General features: G+C 66.5%; 20 protein-coding genes. 8 read left to right on the forward strand and 12 right to left on the reverse strand.

The window, feature by feature from the left end; genetic code table 11:
• Positions 1-51: 51 nt before the first annotated feature.
• The 7 genes from ARTSIC4J27_RS05785 to ARTSIC4J27_RS05815 form a co-directional block, all read right to left on the reverse strand.
• Entirely contained in the window at positions 52-270 is a 219-nt protein-coding gene (locus ARTSIC4J27_RS05785; RefSeq protein ID WP_050054275.1) for an NF038396 family protein, read from the reverse strand.
• Positions 271-272: 2 nt separating this feature from the next.
• Entirely contained in the window at positions 273-857 is a 585-nt protein-coding gene (locus ARTSIC4J27_RS05790; protein WP_050054276.1) for a dihydrofolate reductase, read from the reverse strand.
• Positions 854-1657: a thymidylate synthase gene (locus ARTSIC4J27_RS05795; RefSeq protein ID WP_050054277.1), complete on the reverse strand. Its 804-nt coding sequence runs from the start codon at positions 1655-1657 to the stop codon at positions 854-856. The genes ARTSIC4J27_RS05790 and ARTSIC4J27_RS05795 overlap by 4 nt, the downstream gene beginning before the upstream one ends.
• Positions 1658-1702: 45 nt before the next feature.
• Positions 1703-2671 (reverse strand): NUDIX hydrolase, encoded by a 969-nt coding sequence (locus tag ARTSIC4J27_RS05800; protein ID WP_050054278.1) that lies wholly within the window; start codon positions 2669-2671, stop codon positions 1703-1705.
• An 11-nt stretch (positions 2672-2682) separates the two neighbouring features.
• Entirely contained in the window at positions 2683-4932 is a 2250-nt protein-coding gene (locus tag ARTSIC4J27_RS05805; RefSeq protein WP_050054279.1) for an RNA degradosome polyphosphate kinase, read from the reverse strand.
• A 129-nt stretch (positions 4933-5061) separates the two neighbouring features.
• Positions 5062-6030, reverse strand: a complete 969-nt coding sequence (mshD, locus tag ARTSIC4J27_RS05810; protein WP_050054280.1) for a mycothiol synthase — start codon at positions 6028-6030, stop codon at positions 5062-5064.
• A 49-nt stretch (positions 6031-6079) separates the two neighbouring features.
• On the reverse strand, positions 6080-6778 hold the full coding sequence (locus ARTSIC4J27_RS05815; protein WP_050054281.1) for a winged helix-turn-helix transcriptional regulator: 699 nt from the start codon (positions 6776-6778) through the stop codon (positions 6080-6082).
• Between the two features lie 343 nt (positions 6779-7121).
• Between ARTSIC4J27_RS05815 and ARTSIC4J27_RS05820 the strand changes: the two genes are divergently transcribed.
• The 6 genes from ARTSIC4J27_RS05820 to ARTSIC4J27_RS05845 all read left to right on the forward strand — a co-directional run bounded on the left by ARTSIC4J27_RS05820 (position 7122) and on the right by ARTSIC4J27_RS05845 (position 12686).
• Positions 7122-7889: a hypothetical protein gene (locus ARTSIC4J27_RS05820; RefSeq protein WP_050054282.1), complete on the forward strand. Its 768-nt coding sequence runs from the start codon at positions 7122-7124 to the stop codon at positions 7887-7889.
• 168 nt (positions 7890-8057) lie between these two features.
• The gene (locus ARTSIC4J27_RS05825; protein ID WP_050054283.1) at positions 8058-8666 is read left to right on the forward strand and encodes a nitrobindin family protein; all 609 of its coding nucleotides are present in this window, start codon (positions 8058-8060) and stop codon (positions 8664-8666) included.
• Between the two features lie 39 nt (positions 8667-8705).
• Entirely contained in the window at positions 8706-9458 is a 753-nt protein-coding gene (locus ARTSIC4J27_RS05830) for a flavodoxin family protein (protein ID WP_050054284.1), read from the forward strand.
• Between the two features lie 158 nt (positions 9459-9616).
• Positions 9617-10699 carry a CAF17-like 4Fe-4S cluster assembly/insertion protein YgfZ gene (gene ygfZ, locus ARTSIC4J27_RS05835; protein ID WP_050054285.1) on the forward strand — a complete coding sequence of 361 codons (1083 nt, stop codon included), beginning with the start codon at positions 9617-9619 and terminating at the stop codon, positions 10697-10699.
• Positions 10699-11124 carry an ankyrin repeat domain-containing protein gene (locus ARTSIC4J27_RS05840; RefSeq protein ID WP_050054286.1) on the forward strand — a complete coding sequence of 142 codons (426 nt, stop codon included), beginning with the start codon at positions 10699-10701 and terminating at the stop codon, positions 11122-11124. The genes ygfZ and ARTSIC4J27_RS05840 overlap by 1 nt, the downstream gene beginning before the upstream one ends.
• 47 nt (positions 11125-11171) lie before the next feature.
• Positions 11172-12686, forward strand: a complete 1515-nt coding sequence (locus ARTSIC4J27_RS05845) for a DHA2 family efflux MFS transporter permease subunit (RefSeq protein ID WP_050054287.1) — start codon at positions 11172-11174, stop codon at positions 12684-12686.
• Here ARTSIC4J27_RS05845 and ARTSIC4J27_RS05850 read toward each other — a convergent pair.
• The 5 genes from ARTSIC4J27_RS05850 to ARTSIC4J27_RS05870 all read right to left on the reverse strand — a co-directional run bounded on the left by ARTSIC4J27_RS05850 (position 12648) and on the right by ARTSIC4J27_RS05870 (position 16843).
• Positions 12648-13364: a GNAT family N-acetyltransferase gene (locus ARTSIC4J27_RS05850; protein WP_050054288.1), complete on the reverse strand. Its 717-nt coding sequence runs from the start codon at positions 13362-13364 to the stop codon at positions 12648-12650. The two genes, ARTSIC4J27_RS05845 and ARTSIC4J27_RS05850, sit on opposite strands and share 39 nt — an antisense overlap.
• Positions 13365-13427: 63 nt before the next feature.
• A complete protein-coding gene (locus ARTSIC4J27_RS05855; RefSeq protein WP_050054289.1) occupies positions 13428-14453 on the reverse strand; it encodes an ATP-dependent 6-phosphofructokinase in 1026 nt (341 codons plus the stop codon).
• Positions 14454-14657: 204 nt separating this feature from the next.
• The gene (locus ARTSIC4J27_RS05860) at positions 14658-14915 is read right to left on the reverse strand and encodes a PspC domain-containing protein (protein WP_050054290.1); all 258 of its coding nucleotides are present in this window, start codon (positions 14913-14915) and stop codon (positions 14658-14660) included.
• Positions 14916-14919: 4 nt separating this feature from the next.
• On the reverse strand, positions 14920-15219 hold the full coding sequence (locus ARTSIC4J27_RS05865) for a hypothetical protein (protein ID WP_050054291.1): 300 nt from the start codon (positions 15217-15219) through the stop codon (positions 14920-14922).
• 1 nt (position 15220) lies between these two features.
• Positions 15221-16843 (reverse strand): PspC domain-containing protein, encoded by a 1623-nt coding sequence (locus ARTSIC4J27_RS05870; RefSeq protein WP_050054292.1) that lies wholly within the window; start codon positions 16841-16843, stop codon positions 15221-15223.
• Between the two features lie 124 nt (positions 16844-16967).
• Between ARTSIC4J27_RS05870 and ARTSIC4J27_RS05875 the strand changes: the two genes are divergently transcribed.
• Together ARTSIC4J27_RS05875 and ARTSIC4J27_RS05880 are read left to right on the forward strand one after the other, a co-directional pair.
• A complete protein-coding gene (locus tag ARTSIC4J27_RS05875) occupies positions 16968-18422 on the forward strand; it encodes an ATP-binding protein (protein ID WP_050054293.1) in 1455 nt (484 codons plus the stop codon).
• Positions 18419-19108, forward strand: coding sequence for a LuxR C-terminal-related transcriptional regulator (locus ARTSIC4J27_RS05880; protein ID WP_050054294.1), 690 nt, complete (start codon positions 18419-18421; stop codon positions 19106-19108). Before ARTSIC4J27_RS05875 ends, ARTSIC4J27_RS05880 begins: the two co-directional genes overlap by 4 nt.
• Positions 19109-19146 lie beyond the last annotated feature (38 nt).

Here is a 19146-nt window from a genome sequence, read left to right on the forward strand (position 1 = left end):
CAACCTGCAGCGGCCGCGATGGGGTGTCCTCCCCATGCGCGGCACAAGGTCCTAACTGCGCTCGGAATCCTCCAGCACCGCTGCCTTGCGCGCCCGCAGCGCGAAGAAGGCGCCGAAGGCGAAGACCTGCGTCACCACCACCAGCACGATGGCCCCGGCGATCTTGTTGCCGCCCAGGATCATGGTGAATCCTACGATTGCGGACAGCAGCGCCAGCAGGGGGAGCAGCATGTAGCCCAGCACAAAGAGGGTTTCGGGTTTCTTTAACATTCCTAGCCCTCAGTCCGTGACCATTTGGTGAATCGGTAGCGTGTGCCGTTGGCGGCCGTCAGCCAGCCGTCCGGCGGGACGGAGGCGGAAGCCTCCCACCCGGTGCCGAGCTCGGGGGCGAAAGTGTCGCCGTCGGCCTCGACGTCGATGGTGGTGACCACCGCGACGTTCGCGAGTTCGGTGGACTGGCGGAAAATCTCCCCGCCGCCCAAAATCCAGACGGTTTCGCCGCCGTCGACGAACTGGGACTCAAGCAGCGCGTCATCAAGTGAAGGAACCACGACGGCGCCCTCCGCCTCGGGCGTGTCGGCCCAGCTTTTCTGCCGGGTGATCACGATGTTGGTGCGGCCGGGCAGCGGACGGAACTTGTCCGGGAAGGAAAGCCACGTCTTGCGGCCCATCACCACCGGGTGGCCCATGGTGAGGCGGTTGAAGTGTTTCAGGTCTTCAGGCAGGTGCCAGGGCATGTCGCCGTCCTTGCCGATGACGCCGTCGGGCGTCTGCGCCCATACCAGGCCCACACCGGTCACCGAGGCGGCCAGCTCTTCGGTAAAGGATTGCGGATCGGTGGAGTTCTCCGTGCTCATACTGCGATCGGAGCCTTGATCGTGGGGTGGTGCTGGTAGCCCACCACTTCGAAGTCCTCCAGCGTGTAGTCGAAAATCGAAGCCGGCTTACGGTTGATCTTCAGCTGCGGGTATTCGTACGGCTCCCGCTCCAGTTGCTTGAGGACCTGGTCCATGTGGTTCTCGTAAATGTGCACGTCTCCGCCGGTCCAGACGAATTCACCCGGCTCCAGCCCAACCTGCTGGGCAACCATGCAGGTGAGCAGCGCATAGGAGGCGATGTTGAATGGAACACCCAGGAACATGTCCGCGGAGCGCTGGTACAGCTGGCAGGACAGTTTGCCGTCCGCCACGTAGAACTGGAAGAACGCGTGGCAGGGTGGCAGGGCCATGTCGTGCAGTTCGGATACGTTCCAGGCAGAAACAATGTGGCGGCGGGAATCCGGGTTGGACTTCAGGTTCTCCACCAGCTCCGCGATCTGGTCGATGTGCCCGCCGTCGGGGGTGGGCCAGCTGCGCCACTGGACACCGTAAACAGGGCCGAGGTCGCCGTCGGCGTCGGCCCATTCGTTCCAGATGGTGACGCCCTGGTCCTGCATCCACTTGATGTTCGTCTCGCCCCGCAGGAACCACAAAAGCTCCACCGCCACGGACTTGAAGTGGACCCGCTTGGTAGTGATCAGCGGGAAGCTTTTCGAGAGGTCAAAACGCATTTGGCGCCCGAAAACGCTGGTTGTTCCGGTCCCGGTCCGGTCCGATTTGTGCGTGCCGGAAGCCAGGACTTCGCGCAGGAGGTCTTCATAAGGCGTTGGGATGCTCACGCCACAAGTCTACTTTGGATGATCCAGGGAACAGCCCAGGCAGCGCTAGTCGTCGAAGGGCTTGAACTGCTCCACGGCCACGATCCTGTTTTTCGCGCCCGGGGCCACATGGCACACCACGAGTTCGCCGGGGGACAGGTATGGCTCCTCCGCCGGCAGGAGTGCGGCCAGGTGCCGGGGCATGTGCTGGGCCAGCTGCCCGAATACAGTGGGCAGCGCCGGGCGGTGGGTGCACACAACCACCGGCCGCTGCTTATCAAACAGCCCCTCAACCACTGCCGCGGTCTTCTTCGGATTCCGCTCATGCCGGTGTTCGGTCAGGGCTTCCGAGAGTTTTACCTTGGCCCCGGCGGCCTTCGCGTAGGGTGCCACCGTGGCAACGCACCGGAGCCACGGGCTGGTGACCACCCGGGGCGGTTTCCACGCCTGAAGCAGCCGGCCCACAGCCTTCGCCTGGCGGGTTCCCGTGGCCGCGAGCGGCCGTTCCCCTTCGGCCTTGGACCAGGACGAGCGGGGCTTCGCCTTGGCATGGCGGAGCACCAGGAGCGGCCAGGTGTTCAGTTCGCCGCGGTCATGGGCGTCCTGCAGGTATTCCAGGGGCGCTACGTCGGACGGGTTGGACAGCAGCCGGGCGGCCTTGTCGGGGGCGCACCACATCACGCTGTCCACTTCCTTGCCGTCGGGCACCAACTTGTCACCGTTGACCCTGACGGCCCAGTAGTACACCACCTTCAGGCCTGAAGCCACGTGGTAGTGGATCGGGGGCAACGGAATGCCCAGCGCGCCGGTCAGCCCAATTTCCTCCGACACCTCGCGGACGGCGCACTCAGGGATGGTTTCGCCGTCGTCAATCTTTCCCTTGGGCCAGGACCAGTCGTCATAGCGGGGCCGGTGGATCAGCAGGACCTCAAGCTGGTCCTTGTTCAGACGCCAGGGCAGCGCGCCGGCAGCCGTGACGGCTACCGGTTCGCCTGGGTGGTCTGTCTGGTCTGCTACGAGTGCGTCGCTGGACAAAACCGCGGCCCTTACCGTCGGCTCAGGCTGCGTTGCCGTGGCCGTGATGCCAGCAGGAAGGACTGCACATCCTCAAGCGGACGGCCGTCGTCCGCCAGGTGATGGCGCGACCACCTGCCCTCGTTGTCCAGGTGCCAGCTGGCGGTCTCGGGCGCCATGTACCTGGCCATCAGGTCCAGGACATACTGGATGTCGTCGGCACTGGCCAGCTGCACCAGGGCCTCCACCCTGCGGTCCAGGTTGCGGTGCATCATGTCCGCCGAGCCGATGTACACTACCGGGTCCCCGCCGTTGGCGAAGGCAAACACGCGGGAGTGCTCCAGGAACCGGCCCAGGACGGAGCGGACGGTGATGTTGTCGCTGAGCCCCGGCACACCCGGGCGCAGCGAGCAGATGCCGCGCACCACCACGTCCACTTTCACGCCCGCCTGCGACGCCCGGTACAGCGAGTCGATGATGGCCTCGTCCACCATGGAGTTGACCTTGATCTGGACCCGGCCCGGGAGCCCGGCCCGGGCGTTGCGGATCTCCGTCTCAATCCTGTCGATCAGGCCGGAGCGTACCGAACGCGGGGCCACCAGGAGGCGCTTGAACGTTGACTTGGGTGCATAGCCTGAGAGCTGGTTGAACAGCTTGGACAGGTCCTCGCCCACCTGGTCGTTGGCGGTGAGGAGGCCGAGGTCCTCGTAGTAACGGGCAGTCCGGGGGTGGTAGTTGCCGGTCCCGATGTGGCAGTAACGGCGCAGCCCGTCCACTTCCTGGCGCACTACCAGCGAGAGCTTGCAGTGCGTTTTCAGGCCCACGATGCCGTACACCACATGCACGCCGGCCTGCTCCAGCTTGCGGGCCCAGGAGATGTTCGCCTGTTCATCAAACCGGGCCTTGATCTCCACAAGGGCAAGGACCTGCTTGCCGGCCTCGGCCGCATCGATCAGGGCGTCCACAATGGGCGAGTCGCCCGAGGTGCGGTACAGGGTCTGTTTGATGGCCTGCACCTTGGGGTCCGCTGCCGCCTGTTCCAGGAACGCCTGCACGGAGGTGGAGAACGAGTCGTACGGGTGGTGGAGCAGGATGTCCCGGCGGCGCATGGCCGCGAAAACGTTCGCCGCCTTGGACGTCTCGGACTCGTTGAGATACCGGGACGTGTGCGGCACATGCTTGGGGTAGTGCAGGTCCGCACGGTCAATGCCCGCAATGACCGACAGGCCGCGAAGGTCCAGCGGCGCGGGGACCGAGTAGACCTCTGATTCCTCGACCCCCAGTTCGCGGATCAGCAGCGCCCGGATGTTGGGGTTGATGTCGTTGGTGACCTCAAGGCGTACCGGAGGGCCGAAGCGGCGGCGCAGGAGTTCCTTCTCCAGCGCCTGCAGCAGGTTCTCGGCGTCGTCCTCTTCAACCTCCACGTCCTCGTTCCGGGTCACCCGGAAGGTGTGGTGCTCCAGGACTTCCATGCCGGCGAACAGCTTGTCCAGGTGGACGGCGATGACTTCCTCCAGCGCGATGAAGCGGGCCACCCGGCCGGCCACCGCACCGGCACGCGGGCCGTCAATGGAGATGAGCCGCGGCAGCTGGTCCGGGACCTTGACGCGGGCGAAGAGCTCTTTGTCGCTCACCGGGTTCCGGACCACCACGGCCAGGTTCAGTGAAAGGCCGGAAATGTAGGGGAACGGGTGCGCCGGGTCCACCGCCAGGGGCGTCAGGATGGGGAACACCTTTTCGGCGAACATTTGGCTGAGCTGCTGCTTGGCGGCGTCATCGAGTTCATCCCAGTGCATGAGGTGGATGTGCTCATAGGCCAGGGCCGGGCGGATCTGGTCCGCGAAGACCTGGGCGTGGCGCTGCTGGAGCCGGTGCGCTTCCTCGCCGATTTTTTCCAGCACCTCCACCGGGCTCAGCCCGGCGGGGGAGGGGACGGCCAGTCCCGTGGCGATGCGCCGCTTCAGGCCTGCCACGCGGACCATAAAGAACTCGTCCAGGTTGGACGCAAAGATGGACAGGAAGCTGACGCGTTCCAGCAGGTGCAGGGTGGGGTCCTCGGCGAGCTCCAGGACCCGGGAGTTGAAGCTGAGCCAGCTCAGTTCACGGTCAAGGAAACGGTCCGGCCGGATATCCCCTTCGGGCTCAAGGTTGGGCGCGAAGTCCGGAATATCTATCCGGTCCTGTGTGGCCCGCGACGCCGGAACCTCCGAGGAGCCGAAGCGCGCGCGCACCGGGACTGGAGCCTCTTGGGACGTGGCTGCTCCGGAAGGTTCCGGGTTCATGGCATCTCCTTTACCTGGCGCTTGATGCTGCCGTTTCCGGCCGGCGCGGTTCTGTTTCAACCTTACAAGCATTCAGTGGGCGGCGGCCCTTGATTTAGCCCCCGGGACCCCATGCGTCAGGTGACTGGACTAACCCGCTGCCGGGCCGTACATCACGTCCATGTCCCAGCGGGAAAAGCCCAGGCGCCGGTAGAGGGCAACCGCCGGTGCGTTATCGGCGTCCACGTACAGCATGACGGCGTGCAGCCCCAGCGCCTGCAGGTGTTTGATGCCCGCCACGGTCAGTGCCTTGCCCAAGCCTGATCCCTGCGCTTCCGGGGTTACGCCCACCACGTAGATCTCCCCGATGGCGGGGTGGGCGCCGTGGCGGGGGTGGACCTTGGTCCAGTGATATCCCAGCAGCCGGCCGTCCCCAGCGACTGCCAGGAGGAAGCCTGCAGGGTCAAACCAGGGTTCGGCCATGCGGGCGTCCAGGTCCGCGCGGGTAAGGCTGCCCTGCTCCGGGTGGTGGGCGAAGGCGGCGCGGTTGGCCGCCAGCCAGGCGTCCTCATCCTGCCCCGGCACAAACGCCCGGATGGCTACCCCGTCCGGAAGGACGACGTCGGGAAGGTCAGCCGCCGCCGTCGTCATCCGCATCTTCCACAGCTCACGTACAGGCACGTAGCCGTAGCGGGCGGCAAGGTCAGCGGCCGCCTCATGGTTGCCGTGGGACCAGGCCATCAATCCGGTAAACCCCCGGCGGTCCTGAAGGGCGCCCACCAGGCGGTCCGCCACGCCCTGGTTGCGGTAACTGGGGTGCACCGCGATTTCCAGGACGCCGGTACCATCAGGCTCTTCCACCACCGCCGCGAACCCGGCAAGGTCCTGGCCGGAGGAAGGATCGGAGTCCTCGTCCGGGGCGTACAGGGCGAGGGTCAGCAGCTGGTGGCCGGTGGTATCCCCGGCACGCATGCTGATCAGCGTCTGCTCGGAGATGGACGGGTTTCCGTCCGACTCTTCGGCCGCGGCCAGAAGGTCGCGGCAGTCCTTCAGGAGCTGCTCGTCGACCCCGCCTTGGACTGCATGGACGGGCCACTTCTCAGGGTGCGCTGGAGTCATGAGGCAAGGCTATACGGGAAGGCCGGATACGGCCCGCAGCGGAGCCGGCTCAGGCTTCGGTCAGCTCGTCTTCCTGCTGCCGGACCAGGGTGAGTCGGTAACCGACGTTACGCACAGTGCTGATGAGGTTTTCATGGTCGGCGCCCAGCTTGGCCCGCAGGCGCCGGACGTGGACGTCCACGGTGCGCGTGCCGCCGTAGTAGTCGTAGCCCCACACCTCGGTGAGAAGCTGCTGCCGCGTGAACACCCGTCCCGGGTGCTGCGCAAGGTACTTCAGGAGCTCGAATTCCTTGAAGGTCAGGTTCAGGGGCGCGCCGTTCACCCGGGCCGTATAGCTCGCTTCGTCGATGATGACGCCGGCAGCCCGGATTTCGGAGGGAGCATCCTCCTGCTCGGGGACTGCCCGGGCGACGGAGAGCCGGATGCGGGCCTCCACCTCGGCGGGGCCTGCTGACTCGAGCACGATGTCGTCAACGGCCCAGGCCGAGGAAACGGCGGCCATGCCGCCTTCAGTCAGGATCAGCACCAGGGGTGCGCTCAAGCCGGTGGCCTTGAGGAGCTGCGTGAGGGACCGGGCGCCCACGAGGTCCTTGCGTGCGTCGAGCAGCACGATGTCGCAGGGATCGGTCTCCAGCAGGGCCGTCGGCTCGGCGGGGAGGATGTGCACCCTGTGGTTCAGCAGTTCCAAGGCAGGCAGGATGTCCACCGAAGAACCGGTGCTGTTCGTCAATAACAGGATGTGCGACATTGTTCCTCCAAGGGCCGTCCGCGCATCGTTGGGCGACTGAACCGGATTTTCACCGGCCGGTACTGGCTCCCTGCCACGGTTTGGGGGCCACTGCGAACCGCAGTGATCCGGCGTTCCTCAGCAGGGAACTTAGCTGAGCCTCGAGTATACCCGGCGGGCCTCAAAGTGGCATGGATTAGCCTCGGAGCAATGTACGTTTTGCGACATATGCCGTTCACATAGGGCAGGATTGGGGGCAGGGCTGAATTGCCCTGGCACTGAGGGCGGGCGCCGCCTTCCAACGTCAACGCAGGATGGGATGCAGCGCAGTGAGTGCACAGACTAGGCCCCGGCCGGGATCCGAATGACGGCGGAACTTCAGGCTCCCGTCCGCTCCCTGGGCTCATGGACCATCGGTGTGGTGGGCATTGCCGGACTGGCAGCGATCATCGGCGGGGTGTATGCGTCCCGCGAAGCCCTGGTGGCCGTTGCCGTGGTCATTGCGGCTGCTGTTGGCATCGGCTGGCCGCACTTCCTCCGCATTCCCGCCAAAAAGACCCTCGCCACCGTAATCGGCCTCGCCGGAGCCGGCTCAGCCGTCGCCGCCGCCTACGCACCCGCCCCCGGGTTCCTGGACTGGACGCCGCCCTTCATTGCCCTTGGCATCATGGCCGTGTTTGTGGTGCAGCTCATCCGCGGGACCGGGCAGGCGCAGCGGCTGGAGTCCACCCTCGGATGTTCCGTGGGCGTGCTCCTCTCCTGCCTGGGCGCCGGGTGGATCGCCGGTGCCAGGTTCAACGGGGTCCGCGAAATGCTGCTCGTGGCCGCCATCAGCGCCGCCGTTGCCCTGCTGGCGGGACTGATCCGCTGGCCGGACAGCATTGTGGCGCCCCTGGGGATCGTCCTGGCCGGACTCGCGGGGCCGCTTGCCGGGCTGGTGCTCTCCGACATCGCCGTGCTCCCGGCCGCGATCTTCGGAGTGGTGGTGGGCGCAGTGCTGGTGAGCTTCCGCCGCCTTGTAACGCTCCGCGGGGCTCCACTAAATGTTCCCGCAGCCCTTAGCATGGGGCTGGCGCCTGTCTCCGCGGTGGGTTCGCTGGCCTACTTCATAGACAAACTACTCATCTACTAACGGTTAGGATGGCATCATGTCCGTACTTGCTTTTGAAATTTTCTTCCTTGTCCTGCTCGGCATCGCCAGCCTGTCCATGGCCTGGTTTGCCGGCTTTGTCGTCTACCGCCTCTTCAAAGGCCAGAAGTAGACCCTTTCCGGAGCTAGCCGTTTTCCGAGGTAATTGCTGTGCCGATTGACATTCCCACAGACCTGACTCCAGAACTTGTCCCGCTTTCCTGGCTCATTGGTGAGTGGGAGGGCCGCGGCCGGCTGGGCAGCGGGGACGAGGACTCGGAGCACTTCCTGCAGCACGTATCGTTCACGCACAACGGGCTGCCGTACCTGCAGTACCGTGCGGAGAGCTGGCTGACGGACGACGACGGCACGCGCCTGCGGCCGCTGACGGTCGAGACCGGCTTCTGGGCACTGGAGCGCAAACAGCTGGATGCCGACGGCGGCCCCGGCCTGATCCCGGCAGACATTGTGCCTGCGCTGAAGAGCGCTGACGAGGTGGAGGCCCTGCGCAACAGTGAGGGCGGCTTCGATATCTCCGTGTCCATCTCCCATCCCGGGGGAATCTCCGAGCTGTACTACGGGCAGATCAAGGGCCCGCAGATCCAGCTCACCACGGACATGGTGATGCGCGGGAGCCACTCCAAGGACTACAGTGCTGCCACGCGGATCTTCGGCCTGGTGGACGGCAACCTGCTGTGGCGCTGGGATGTGGCGGTCGGGGGCAAGGAAGGCAAGGGGCTCGAAGCCCACGCATCTGCCTTCCTCAAAAAAGTTTCCTGACCGCACCAGGTCCGGAGGAACGAAAAGAGGGGCGCGGCCATGGAAGATCCCCGGAACCTGCCGGCGTCGCCGAACGGGCAGGACTACAGCGGCCTCAAAGCCCTCTTTTTCAACGGCACCCTGAAACGGTCGCCGCAGACGTCCAACACGGACGGGCTGATCACCATCAGCCGGCGCATCATGGAAAAACAGGGTGTCAGCACCCGGGTCATCCGCACCGTGGACCACGATATTGCCAGCGGCGTCTACCCGGACATGACCCAGTACGGCTGGCCCACGGACGAATGGCCGCAGCTGTACCCGGCGGTGCAGGAAGCGGACATCGTGGTGGTGGCCGGGCCCATCTGGCTGGGCGACAACTCCTCCCAGACCAAGAAGCTCGTCGAGCGCCTCTACGCCCATTCCGGTGAAGTCAACGGCAAGGGCCAGTGGGCGTTCTACCCCAAGGTGGGCGGCTGCCTGATCACGGGCAACGAGGACGGCATCAAGCACTGCTCCATGAACGTCCTGTACAGCCTGCAGCACATCGGCTTCAGCATTCCACCCCAGGCGGATGCCGGCTGGATCGGTCCGGTCGGTCCGGGACCGAGCTACCTGGATGAGGGCTCCGGCGGTCCCGAAACCGACTTCACCAACCGGAACGTGACGTTTATGACCTGGAACCTCCTGCACCTGGCCCGGATCCTCAAAAACGCCGGCGGGTACCCCGCCTACGGAAACCTTCCCAACGAATGGGCCGCGGGAACCCGCTTCGATTTTGAAAAACCGGAATACTCCCCACCCGCGCCCTAGCCTTGCAAGGCCGCACCGGCTCCCTGCCCTCGCAAGCTCGGGCCGGGGCACTCGCCGGAGCGGTTCCACGGCCAGGGAACCCGGCGGGCGTGGCCCCACTGCCCAGCCGGACCTAACGGGGATGGAATACTCACTGACTTAAGGACGTTGCCCCCAGTATGACTACTCCCAGCCCTCTTTTGTCGCGCCCCGGAGCCGTTGAGGCGGCCGGTGCCGACGCCGGCGTCGCGGCCCACTACGGCGAGCCGCTGCGCGAGCAGCGCGCCCTCGCAGCTGGAACCGCCGTCGTCGACCTCTCCTGCCGCGGCGTGGTGACTGTCACCGGGCCGGACCGCCTGAGCTGGCTCAACACGCTGTCCTCCCAGCAGGTCACCGGCCTGCAGGCGGGGGAGTCCAGCGAACTGCTCCTCTTGAGCGTGCAGGGCAGGATCGATTTCGACGCCAGGGTCATTGACGACGGCGGGACCACCTGGCTGATCGTGGAGGCTGCCGAAGCTGCCCCGCTGGCGGAGTTCCTCAACAGGATGAAGTTCATGCTGCGGGTAGAGATCGCGGACGTCTCAGCCGACTGGGCTGTGGTGGGAAGCACCAAGGCCGTCCCCGAGTGGTCCTCCTACCTTGCATGGCAGGACCCTTGGCCGCATGTATCCGCTGGCGGATACTCCTACGCAACGGTTGCGGAGCAAAACCATCCCGGCCTCGAACGCCCGTGGTTTGAGTACCTGGTCCCTGCCGCCGGGCTGGAAGCAGCGGTGGACGGGCGGCCCCTGGCCGGGGTCCTCGCCGCAGAAGCCCTTCGCGTTGCTGCCTGGCGTCCCCGCATCGGTGCCGAGACGGACGACAAGACGATCCCGCACGAACTGGACCTCCTTCGCACCGCAGTGCACCTGGCCAAAGGCTGTTACAAGGGCCAGGAAACCATCGCGCGCGTGCATAACCTGGGCCACCCGCCACGGCGGCTCGTGTTCCTCCAGCTCGACGGCTCACAGCACACGCTGCCCGACGCCGGCAGCCCGGTGCTCGTGGGGGAGCGGAAGGTCGGCGCGGTGACCTCCGTGGCCCAGCATTACGAGATGGGCCCGGTAGCCCTGGCGGTCATAAAGCGTTCCGTGGCGGCGGATGAAATACTGACGGTCCTGGACGGGGACGAGCCGTACCCTGCCGTCCAGGAACTTATCGTTGCCCCCGACGCCGGCCAGGTGGTGGGGCGCCAGACCGGATTCCTCAAGGGGCCACGCTGATGACTGACAACGCCGCCGTACCGAACAACAACGCCGACGTACCCTCCAATTCCGACGACGAGGCGGTGGCCCTGGCACACACGCTCTTCCAGGCCGCCAGGGAGGGGAACTCGGCTTTGCTGGGCGCGTATCTCGACGCCGGCGCTCCCGCCACCTTGACCAATGCCGCCGGCGACTCCCTGCTGATGCTGGCCGCCTACCACGGCCACGCAGAGGCTGTGCAGCTGATCCTGAAACACGGCGCCGAAGCCAACGCGGCCAACGACCGGGGACAGACTCCGCTGGCCGGAGCCGCGTTCAAGGGTTACACCGATGTTGCCCGTGTCCTGCTGGACGCCGGCGCGGACCCGGACGCGGGGTCACCCTCGGCCCGCGCCGCCGCCCAAATGTTCGCCCGTACGGAGATCCTGAATCTCCTGGGCTAGGCTCACCGGGTCCCGCCGGCAGCAGCAACCTGACGAAGGATGACCCAGTGGAAAACGTAGCAAAGCCGTGGCCGGCCCTTTGGTCGCTGGTGATCGGGTTCTTTATGATCCTGATCGACAGCACCATCGTGTCCGTGGCCAACCCGCGGATCATGGAAAGCCTGGACGCCGACATCAACTCGGTGATCTGGGTGACCAGCGCCTATCTCCTGGCTTATGCCGTCCCGCTGCTGATCACGGGCAGGCTGGGCGACCGGTTCGGGCCCAAGAAGCTCTACCTGCTGGGCCTGGTGGTGTTTACGCTGGCCTCGCTGTGGTGCGGACTCTCCGCCGATGTCGAGACGCTGATTGCGGCGCGGGTGCTGCAGGGCCTTGGTGCGGCCATCATGACGCCGCAGACCATGGCCGTCATTACGCGGATCTTCCCGCCGGACCGGCGCGGGGCGGCAATGTCCATCTGGGGAGCAACTGCCGGCATGGCGACTCTTGTGGGGCCCGTCCTGGGCGGCGTCCTGGTGGACGGCCTTGGCTGGGAATGGATCTTCTTTATCAACGTCCCGGTGGGCGTTGCGGGCTTTATCCTCGCCTGGCGCAACGTCCCCGCCCTCAGTACCCACCCGCACCGGTTCGATATCCCCGGTGTCCTGCTCAGCGCCGTCGGACTCTTCCTGCTGGTTTTCGGCATCCAGGAAGGCGAGACATACAACTGGGGCACCATCACCGGGCCCATCAGCGTATGGGGCCTGATCGTTGCGGGAATCGGCGTCCTGGTCCTGTTTGTCCTGTGGCAGCGCTTCAACAAGGGTGAACCGCTGTTGCCGCTGGCACTGTTCCGGGACCGCAACTTCTCCCTCGCCAACCTTGGAATCACCCTGGTGGGCTTTACGGTGACTGCCTTCACCCTGCCGCTCATTTTCTATTACCAGCTGGTCCGCGGGCTCACGCCCACCCAGTCAGCCCTCCTGATGGTGCCCATGGCGCTCATCTCCGGTGGCCTGGCGCCCGTGGTGGGGAAGATTGTGGACCGCGTCAACCCGAAGTATCTTGCCGCTGGCGGTTTGACCCTGATGGCTGTGTCGCTGGTGTGGAACGCGGTCCTGATGCAGCCGGACACACCCATTTGGATGTTCCTGCTGCCCAGCGCCGTCCTGGGACTTGCCAACGCCGGCATTTGGGCGCCGCTGAGCACCACCGCCACCCGAAACCTGCCGCCGCGGCAGGCCGGTGCCGGTTCGGGGGTCTACAACACCACGCGGCAGTTCGGGGCGGTCCTGGGCAGCGCTGCCATCGCCGTGCTGATCCAGTCCCGGCTGGCTGCCGAGCTTCCCTCGGGCGGACCGGGCGGAGCCGCCGGCGAGGGCGTAGCGTTTTCCGGCAGCCTGCCGGAGGCCCTCCACAGTGGATTTTCGACGGCGATGAGCCAGTCCATCCTCCTGCCGGCCGGAGTGATCCTGGTTGGCGCTGCCGTGGCATTGTTCTTCGCCAAACCCCAGCCGGTTCAGGGCTGGGGCGTCGCTACCCCGTCAGCCAAGGTGGACGCTGGTCTGGATTCCGCCGGCTGACAGGCCGAGCTTCCGGGCCAGCGCCAGGGATCCGGTGTTGCTGACGTCGGTGCGCCACTGCAGCGTCAGCCCCGCCGCTAAGGCTTCGTGCGCGGCGATGGACACGGCGAGCGAGCCCAGCCCGCGGCGCCGCCATTCCGGGTCCACCAGTACCCCGAGGTGCGCCAGTAGGCCCACCCACTCGGAGTAGGCGCCGCAGGCCAGGGGCACGCGGCGGCCTTCCACCTCGTGGACGATCGTGTAGCGGTTCTCGAGGTCGGACAGGCCCACCTCGTTGACGTCGTCCGGCGGGCAGCGTCCCTCCAGTTCGATGGCTTCCGGATTGCCGTGCGAGACCGTCATTTCTTCCGAGGGCTGCTTGAGCGGCAAGTCGTCTGCGAAAAACAGCGCCGCCGCACCCAGGCTGTGGCCGCCGTGGGAGCGGGTCAGTGTCAGGAGCGTGACGTGCTGGGCCAGCTCCTCATCCGGGATGCCCGCAGCGGCGTCGATCACCCACTGCGGACCCACCAGGGCCGAACTGCCAAAGAGCCGGACGAACTCCACGGTCCGGGCTGATTCGTCTGCACGGACAATCCGCTCGCCCGAGGCCAGGGCAGAACCGAAAGCGTCGTCGTCGAGTCCCAGGCGCCGTGCCCACGCAAGCTGGATGATGGCGGCAGAACCGGGGTCAAGTGTCATAACTCCAGCCTAGGGCGGTCAAGGGGCGCCGCCGGGCAGGACACCTCAGCTAAGCAGGACACCTCAGCCGAAGAGGACGGCGGCTTCGTCGTAGCGCTTCTGCGGGACGGTCTTGAGCTGGCCCAGGGCTTCCTGGAAGCCCACGTGCTCGATGTCCGTGCCCTTCAGCGCCACCATGGTGCCCCAGTAGCCTTCCACCACGGAGTCGATGGCGGCCATGCCCAGCCGCGTGGCCAGGACACGGTCGAAGGCCGACGGCACGCCCCCGCGCTGGATGTGGCCCAGGATAGTGGCGCGGGTTTCGATGCCGGTGCGGGCTTCCAGTTCCGGGGCGAGCTGGTCTGCGATGCCGCCCAGTCGGGGGCGGCCGAAGGTATCCAGTCCGCGTTCGGAGTGCGGGGTTTCCATGTGCTCGGGCACGAAACCTTCGGCCACCACTACCAGCGGCGCGCGGCCGCGGGCGTGGGCTTCCTTCACCCATTCGGTGATCTGGTCGATGCTGACCTTCTGCTCCGGGATGAGGATGGCGTGGGCACCGGCGGCCATGCCGGCGTGGAGGGCGATCCAGCCGACGTGCCGGCCCATCACTTCGGCGATCATGCAGCGGTGGTGTGACTCGCCGGTGGTCCGGAGCCGGTCGATCGCTTCGGTGGCGATCTGCACGGCGGTGTCGAAACCAAAGGTGTAGTCGGTGGCGTCGAGGTCGTTGTCCACGGTCTTGGGGACGCCCACGATCTTCAGTCCTGCGTCGGTGAGGCGCTTGGCCGCGGCCAGGGTTCCCTCACCGCCGATCGCGATGATCGCGTCGATGCCGAGGCGGTCCATGTGGGCTTTGATGACCTCGGGCCCACCGCCGTTTTCGAACGGGTTGGTGCGCGAGGTGCCAAGGATGGTGCCGCCCTGTTTGGCGATGCCGCGGACCATGGTACGGGGGATGTCGATGATGTCGCCCTCCACCACCCCGCGCCAGCCGTCAAGGAAACCCACGAATTCGTGACCGTGGATGGCAATACCTTTGAGGACGGCTCCGCGGATCACGGCGTTCAGTCCGGGGCAGTCGCCACCGCTGGTGAGAATTCCAATTTTCATGTCTCTGGCTCAAATCCTGGGGAGAAGTTATACAGGCAGAGCGCCACGCTGAGCTCACATAGAGTCTAGTGGGGGGTGTGGGGTACGACACAAACCGGTTACATTGGGGCACGGTCTTTACCGGGTCGCTTGGCCCCGTCACCCTCCACTTCACCGCGCAAAGACTCCCGCTCCAAATAGGAGCGGGAGTCTTTTACTGCGCTGTTACGGGCGGTTGATGGACCGCCGGTCCAGGAAGGTCTGGAGCGGGATGCTGTTGCGCTGGTCCGGCAGGACCACCCAGGCCAGGAGGTAGAAGATCACGGCCGGACCCGGGAGGAGGCAGAAGACCAGGAAGGCGATCCGGACGAATGCGACATCCACGTTGAGTTTGGCTGCGATTCCTCCCAGCACCCCTCCGAGCCACCGTTCCGGTCCGCGTTTCAGGCCAAGGCCCCTGACGATGCTGAAAAACTTGTCCATGGCGCTAAGCCTTCCGTGTTGAGGGGCTGTTGTCACGTTTCCTGGCGGAGAGAAGTCCGCCCACCACCAGGGCGGCGCCGGCCCCGATCATCAGGCCGATCAGGACGTAGGTCCCGTTCAGGGTAACGATGCCCAGCTGGGCGATGATGATCAGTGCGGCGAGAGCCAGGACGATCAGGCCCCACACGATGGTGCCCACTCTCGCCCCTGTTGCTGGGGCACCAGAGGCGCCTGCCGCCGTCGTGCTTCCCGGGACGTATGGATCCGGAACATAGGGGTCCGGTGCCGGAGTGTTGGTGCTCATTTCAGTTGCCTTCCTCAATGGTGACGTTGCTGAAGGCGCCGTCGATCTCGATGATCAGGTGGCTGCCGGGCTCGTCGCTGTTGTAGCTGCTTTCCCTGGTGGTGATGCCGCCGCGGTTGCCGCCGCTTTCGTGGATGTTCCCCATGGCCATGTCCGCCTTGATGTCCACGGGCACCTTGTCAGGGATAACGATCGTCACGTTGCTTGCCGCGATATCGAGCGGAACCACGACGTCGGACGTCAGCGGGGCGTTGGTGTCCAGTTGGGTGAGGTCCACCGTGCCGCGGCTGCCAGCCACATCAAGGCCGTTGCGCGCGTCCTCGATGCTTATCGGGGCCCAGTCCAGCTCCTGGAACCGCATCCGGTCCCCGTTGTTGCCCACCACGTTGAAGATGCCGCCGACGATGAGCGCCGCCACCGCGAAGAATGACAGGATGCCGGCCGTTTTGCCGCGGAGGCCCATGAGGAGGATCCCCAGGCCCAGGACCGCCGCCGCGCTGGCCCATGCAATGGCGTTGGTGGAGTCGCCGAGGTTGATGACGTTTGTGACATCCAGCGCCTTGAGCCCGGCACCCACCAGCAGCGCGCTGCCGGCAATGATTGCGACGGCGGGAGCACCCGGACCGGCGGGGCGCACCTTCGGCGTCGGACTCTGGGGCGGCAGGGCACCGCCGGACCGGCGGTTGTCCCAGCCGCTGCCACCGGATCCGCTGCCTCCGTAGGCGCCGCTGGAGTAGCCGCTGCCGTTATAGCCGCTGCCGGACGGGGTGCCGGAGGATGTACCCCCGTAGGGGCTTCCGGTGAAGGGGCCGGTGCCCGCGACGTCGGAGTAGGGCGGAGTTGTTGCGGTGGAGGAACCTGCTGCGTAGGCGTTGGTGCCTGACGCTGCCGCTGCTGCGCCGGCCGGAATGCCGGCTGCGGCCTTGTTGCGCTGGACCAGGTAGTAGATCAGGTAGATGGCGCCGCCTACCCAGAAGATGGTCCAGAGGAAGGCGCCGAAGCCGTGGTTGCCCCAGCCCCAGAATCCGCCGCCGAGCCCGCTGAAACCGAGGATGGTGGCGATCAGGGAACCAGTCATGCCGCTGGTCCAGCGCCCTGCTCCGGCTTCCTGGACGTGGATCCTGCCGTCGGGTTCCGGGAGGAATGCCCACGCCAGGCCGTAGAGGAGTACGCCGATGCCGGCGAAGAGGGTGAGGACGATGAAGACGCCGCGGACGATCAGCGGGTCGATGCCCATGCGGTGGGCAATGCCGCTGGAGACGCCGCCGATCCAGCGGTCCTGTCCGCGGCTGATGCCCTGGCTGCGGACCCAACCGAAGAAGTCTGCCTGCCGGCCGGGCATTCCGGCGTAGGCGTAGCTGCCGGCGTTCGGTGCCGAATAAGTTCCGGCCGACGGGCCGGTATAGGGGCCGGTGTAGGCACCGCTGGAGGTGTCCTCGCCGGGTGCGCTGGTGGATCCGGGGCCGGGTTCACCGGTGGAACCGCTGCTGGATTCCCGCACCGGCTCCTGGTCCTGCGGGGACGGGGAGGCCGGCGGCAGGGGCTCCGTGGGGTGTGCGGTGTCCCGTTCGGGGAGGGGCTCCGTTGGATGGCCGTCATCAGGGGTGGGGGTTTGCGAGTTCATACCTCGATCCTTCCGTCCGCGGCGCTTCCGCTCTACTGGGGGACACCCTGAACGGCCCCTGAGTGGCCCCCGGTTCAGGCCCGAACGCGGTCCGGGCAACCCTGATCCGTGTTTGGATTGATCCATGACAACCGCCCCCATCCGGCCCCCGCTGGTCCGGCGCAGCGACCGCTTTATCGCGGGCGTATGCTCCGGCCTTGCCGCGCACCTGGGCTGGCCCGTCCGCAACGTGCGGGTGGGCATGGTGCTGGCTGCGCTTGCCGGCGGGGCCGGTGTCGTTTTTTATGCCTGGCTGTGGATCATGGTGCCCACGGCGGACGAAAGCGCGCGGCGCCAGGCCCGCCGCCCGGCGTCGCCCATTGCGCCCGCCGTGAGCCAGGGTCCTGGCCACGCCCCGGGCCGGACCGACGTCCCGCAAAGCGTCCCTGCCTCCGCCCGGGCGGCCGGGCCGGGCCTTCCTCCTCCAGGCGGCGTCCCCAACGCTGGCCCCGGCGTGCTGCCAGTTTCCCCGGGCGACTCTTCCTACGCCGGGCCGGGCGACGCCGCAGGGAACGCATCTGCGGCGGCGCGGCCCTGGTTCCGGGACATGCGGTACGGCAAGGAAATCCTGCTCGGCGCCGGGCTGCTGCTCGTCGCGGGCATCCTGATCGCCCAGCTCCTCGGCGTGGATGTGCCGCTGGGCACCCTGATTCCGGCGGCGGCAGTTCTGGGCGGAGCCTCCATCGCGTGGATGCAGCTCGATGAGACCCGGCGCGCGGGCCTCGTGGACAAGACCAAGGCGGACCAGGCCGGCGGCTGGGCCCGGCTCGCCGCTGGCCTGGCACTGGTGGTGGCGGGGGTCCTGGTGATGGTGTCCGGCTCCGGCTCCTGGGAACAGACCTGGCTGGCGCTGCTGGCTTCCGTGGCCGTCCTTGGCGGCGTGGTGCTGGTCCTGCTTCCGTGGGCGCTGAAGTTCTGGCGTGACCTTGAAGCGGAGCGTGCCGGCCGGATCCGGGAAACCGAGCGTGCGGAAATCGCTGCCCATCTCCATGACTCGGTGCTGCAGACCCTGGCACTGATCCAGCGGCGGGCGGCCAATGAGCACGACGTCGTCCGGCTGGCCCGTGCCCAGGAGCGGGAGCTGCGGGGCTGGTTGTTTGCAGATCCGGAGAAGGACGCCGGGCAGCTTTCGGACCGGATCAAGGCTGTTGCGGCCGAAGTGGAGGACCTGCTGGGCAATGCCGTGGAGGTGGTGAGTGTGGGGGACACCGCCGTCACTGAGGGCCACGAGGCCCTGATCCAGGCCAGCCGTGAGGCAATGCTGAACGCGTCCCGGCACGGCGGCGGGACCGTTTCGGTATACCTGGAGGTTTCCGGCGGACGCACTGAAGTGTTCATCAAGGACCGCGGCCCGGGCTTCGAACTGCAGCAGGTGCCCGAGGACCGGCTCGGCGTCCGCGAATCCATCATCGGCCGAATGAACCGCCATGGCGGGACGGCCACCATCACCAGTACCACAGACGGCACGGAAGTGCGGCTCGGCTACCCGGCCGCCGCTCAAGCTGACAAGCCATCACAGAGCCCGGAAGGCAAACCATGAACACCACGCAGGGATCCGGTACGGGCCCCATCCGGCCCGCAACACCCGTCCGGGTGGTGATCGTCGACGACCACGCGATCTTCCGCTCCGGCCTGAAGGCAGACCTGGATCCGAGCATCCACGTGGTGGGGGAGGCGGCGACGGTGGAGCAGGCCATTGCCGTGATCGCCCAGGAACGGCCCGAGGTTGTGCTGCTGGACGTCCACCTGCCCGGCGGGATGGGCGGCGGAGGGCGGGAAGTCATCGCCGGTTCAGCCCCGCTGCTGTCCACCACCAGGTTTCTTGCGCTCAGCGTCTCGGACGCCGCCGAGGATGTTGTGGCTGTGATCCGGGCGGGAGCCCGCGGGTACGTCACCAAAACCATCTCCGGGGCGGAAATCACGGATGCGGTCTATCGTGTGGCCGGGGGAGACGCAGTGTTCTCCCCGCGCCTTGCAGGCTTTGTGCTGGACGCCTTCGGCACCGCCCCGGCCGACATCGCCGACGACGAACTGGACAGGCTCTCGGCCCGCGAACTCGAGGTCATGCGGCTGATCGCCCGCGGCTACAGCTACAAGGAAGTGGCCAAAGAGCTCTTCATCAGCATCAAGACGGTGGAGACCCACGTTTCCGCGGTCCTCCGCAAACTCCAGCTCTCCAGCCGCCACGAACTCACCAAGTGGGCCGCCGAGCGCCGCCTCCTCTAACCCATCCAACGCTCTCTCACTTAACGCGCCTTTCCCCC

The organism is Pseudarthrobacter siccitolerans, from assembly GCF_001046895.1.
GTDB lineage: Bacteria > Actinomycetota > Actinomycetes > Actinomycetales > Micrococcaceae > Arthrobacter > Arthrobacter siccitolerans.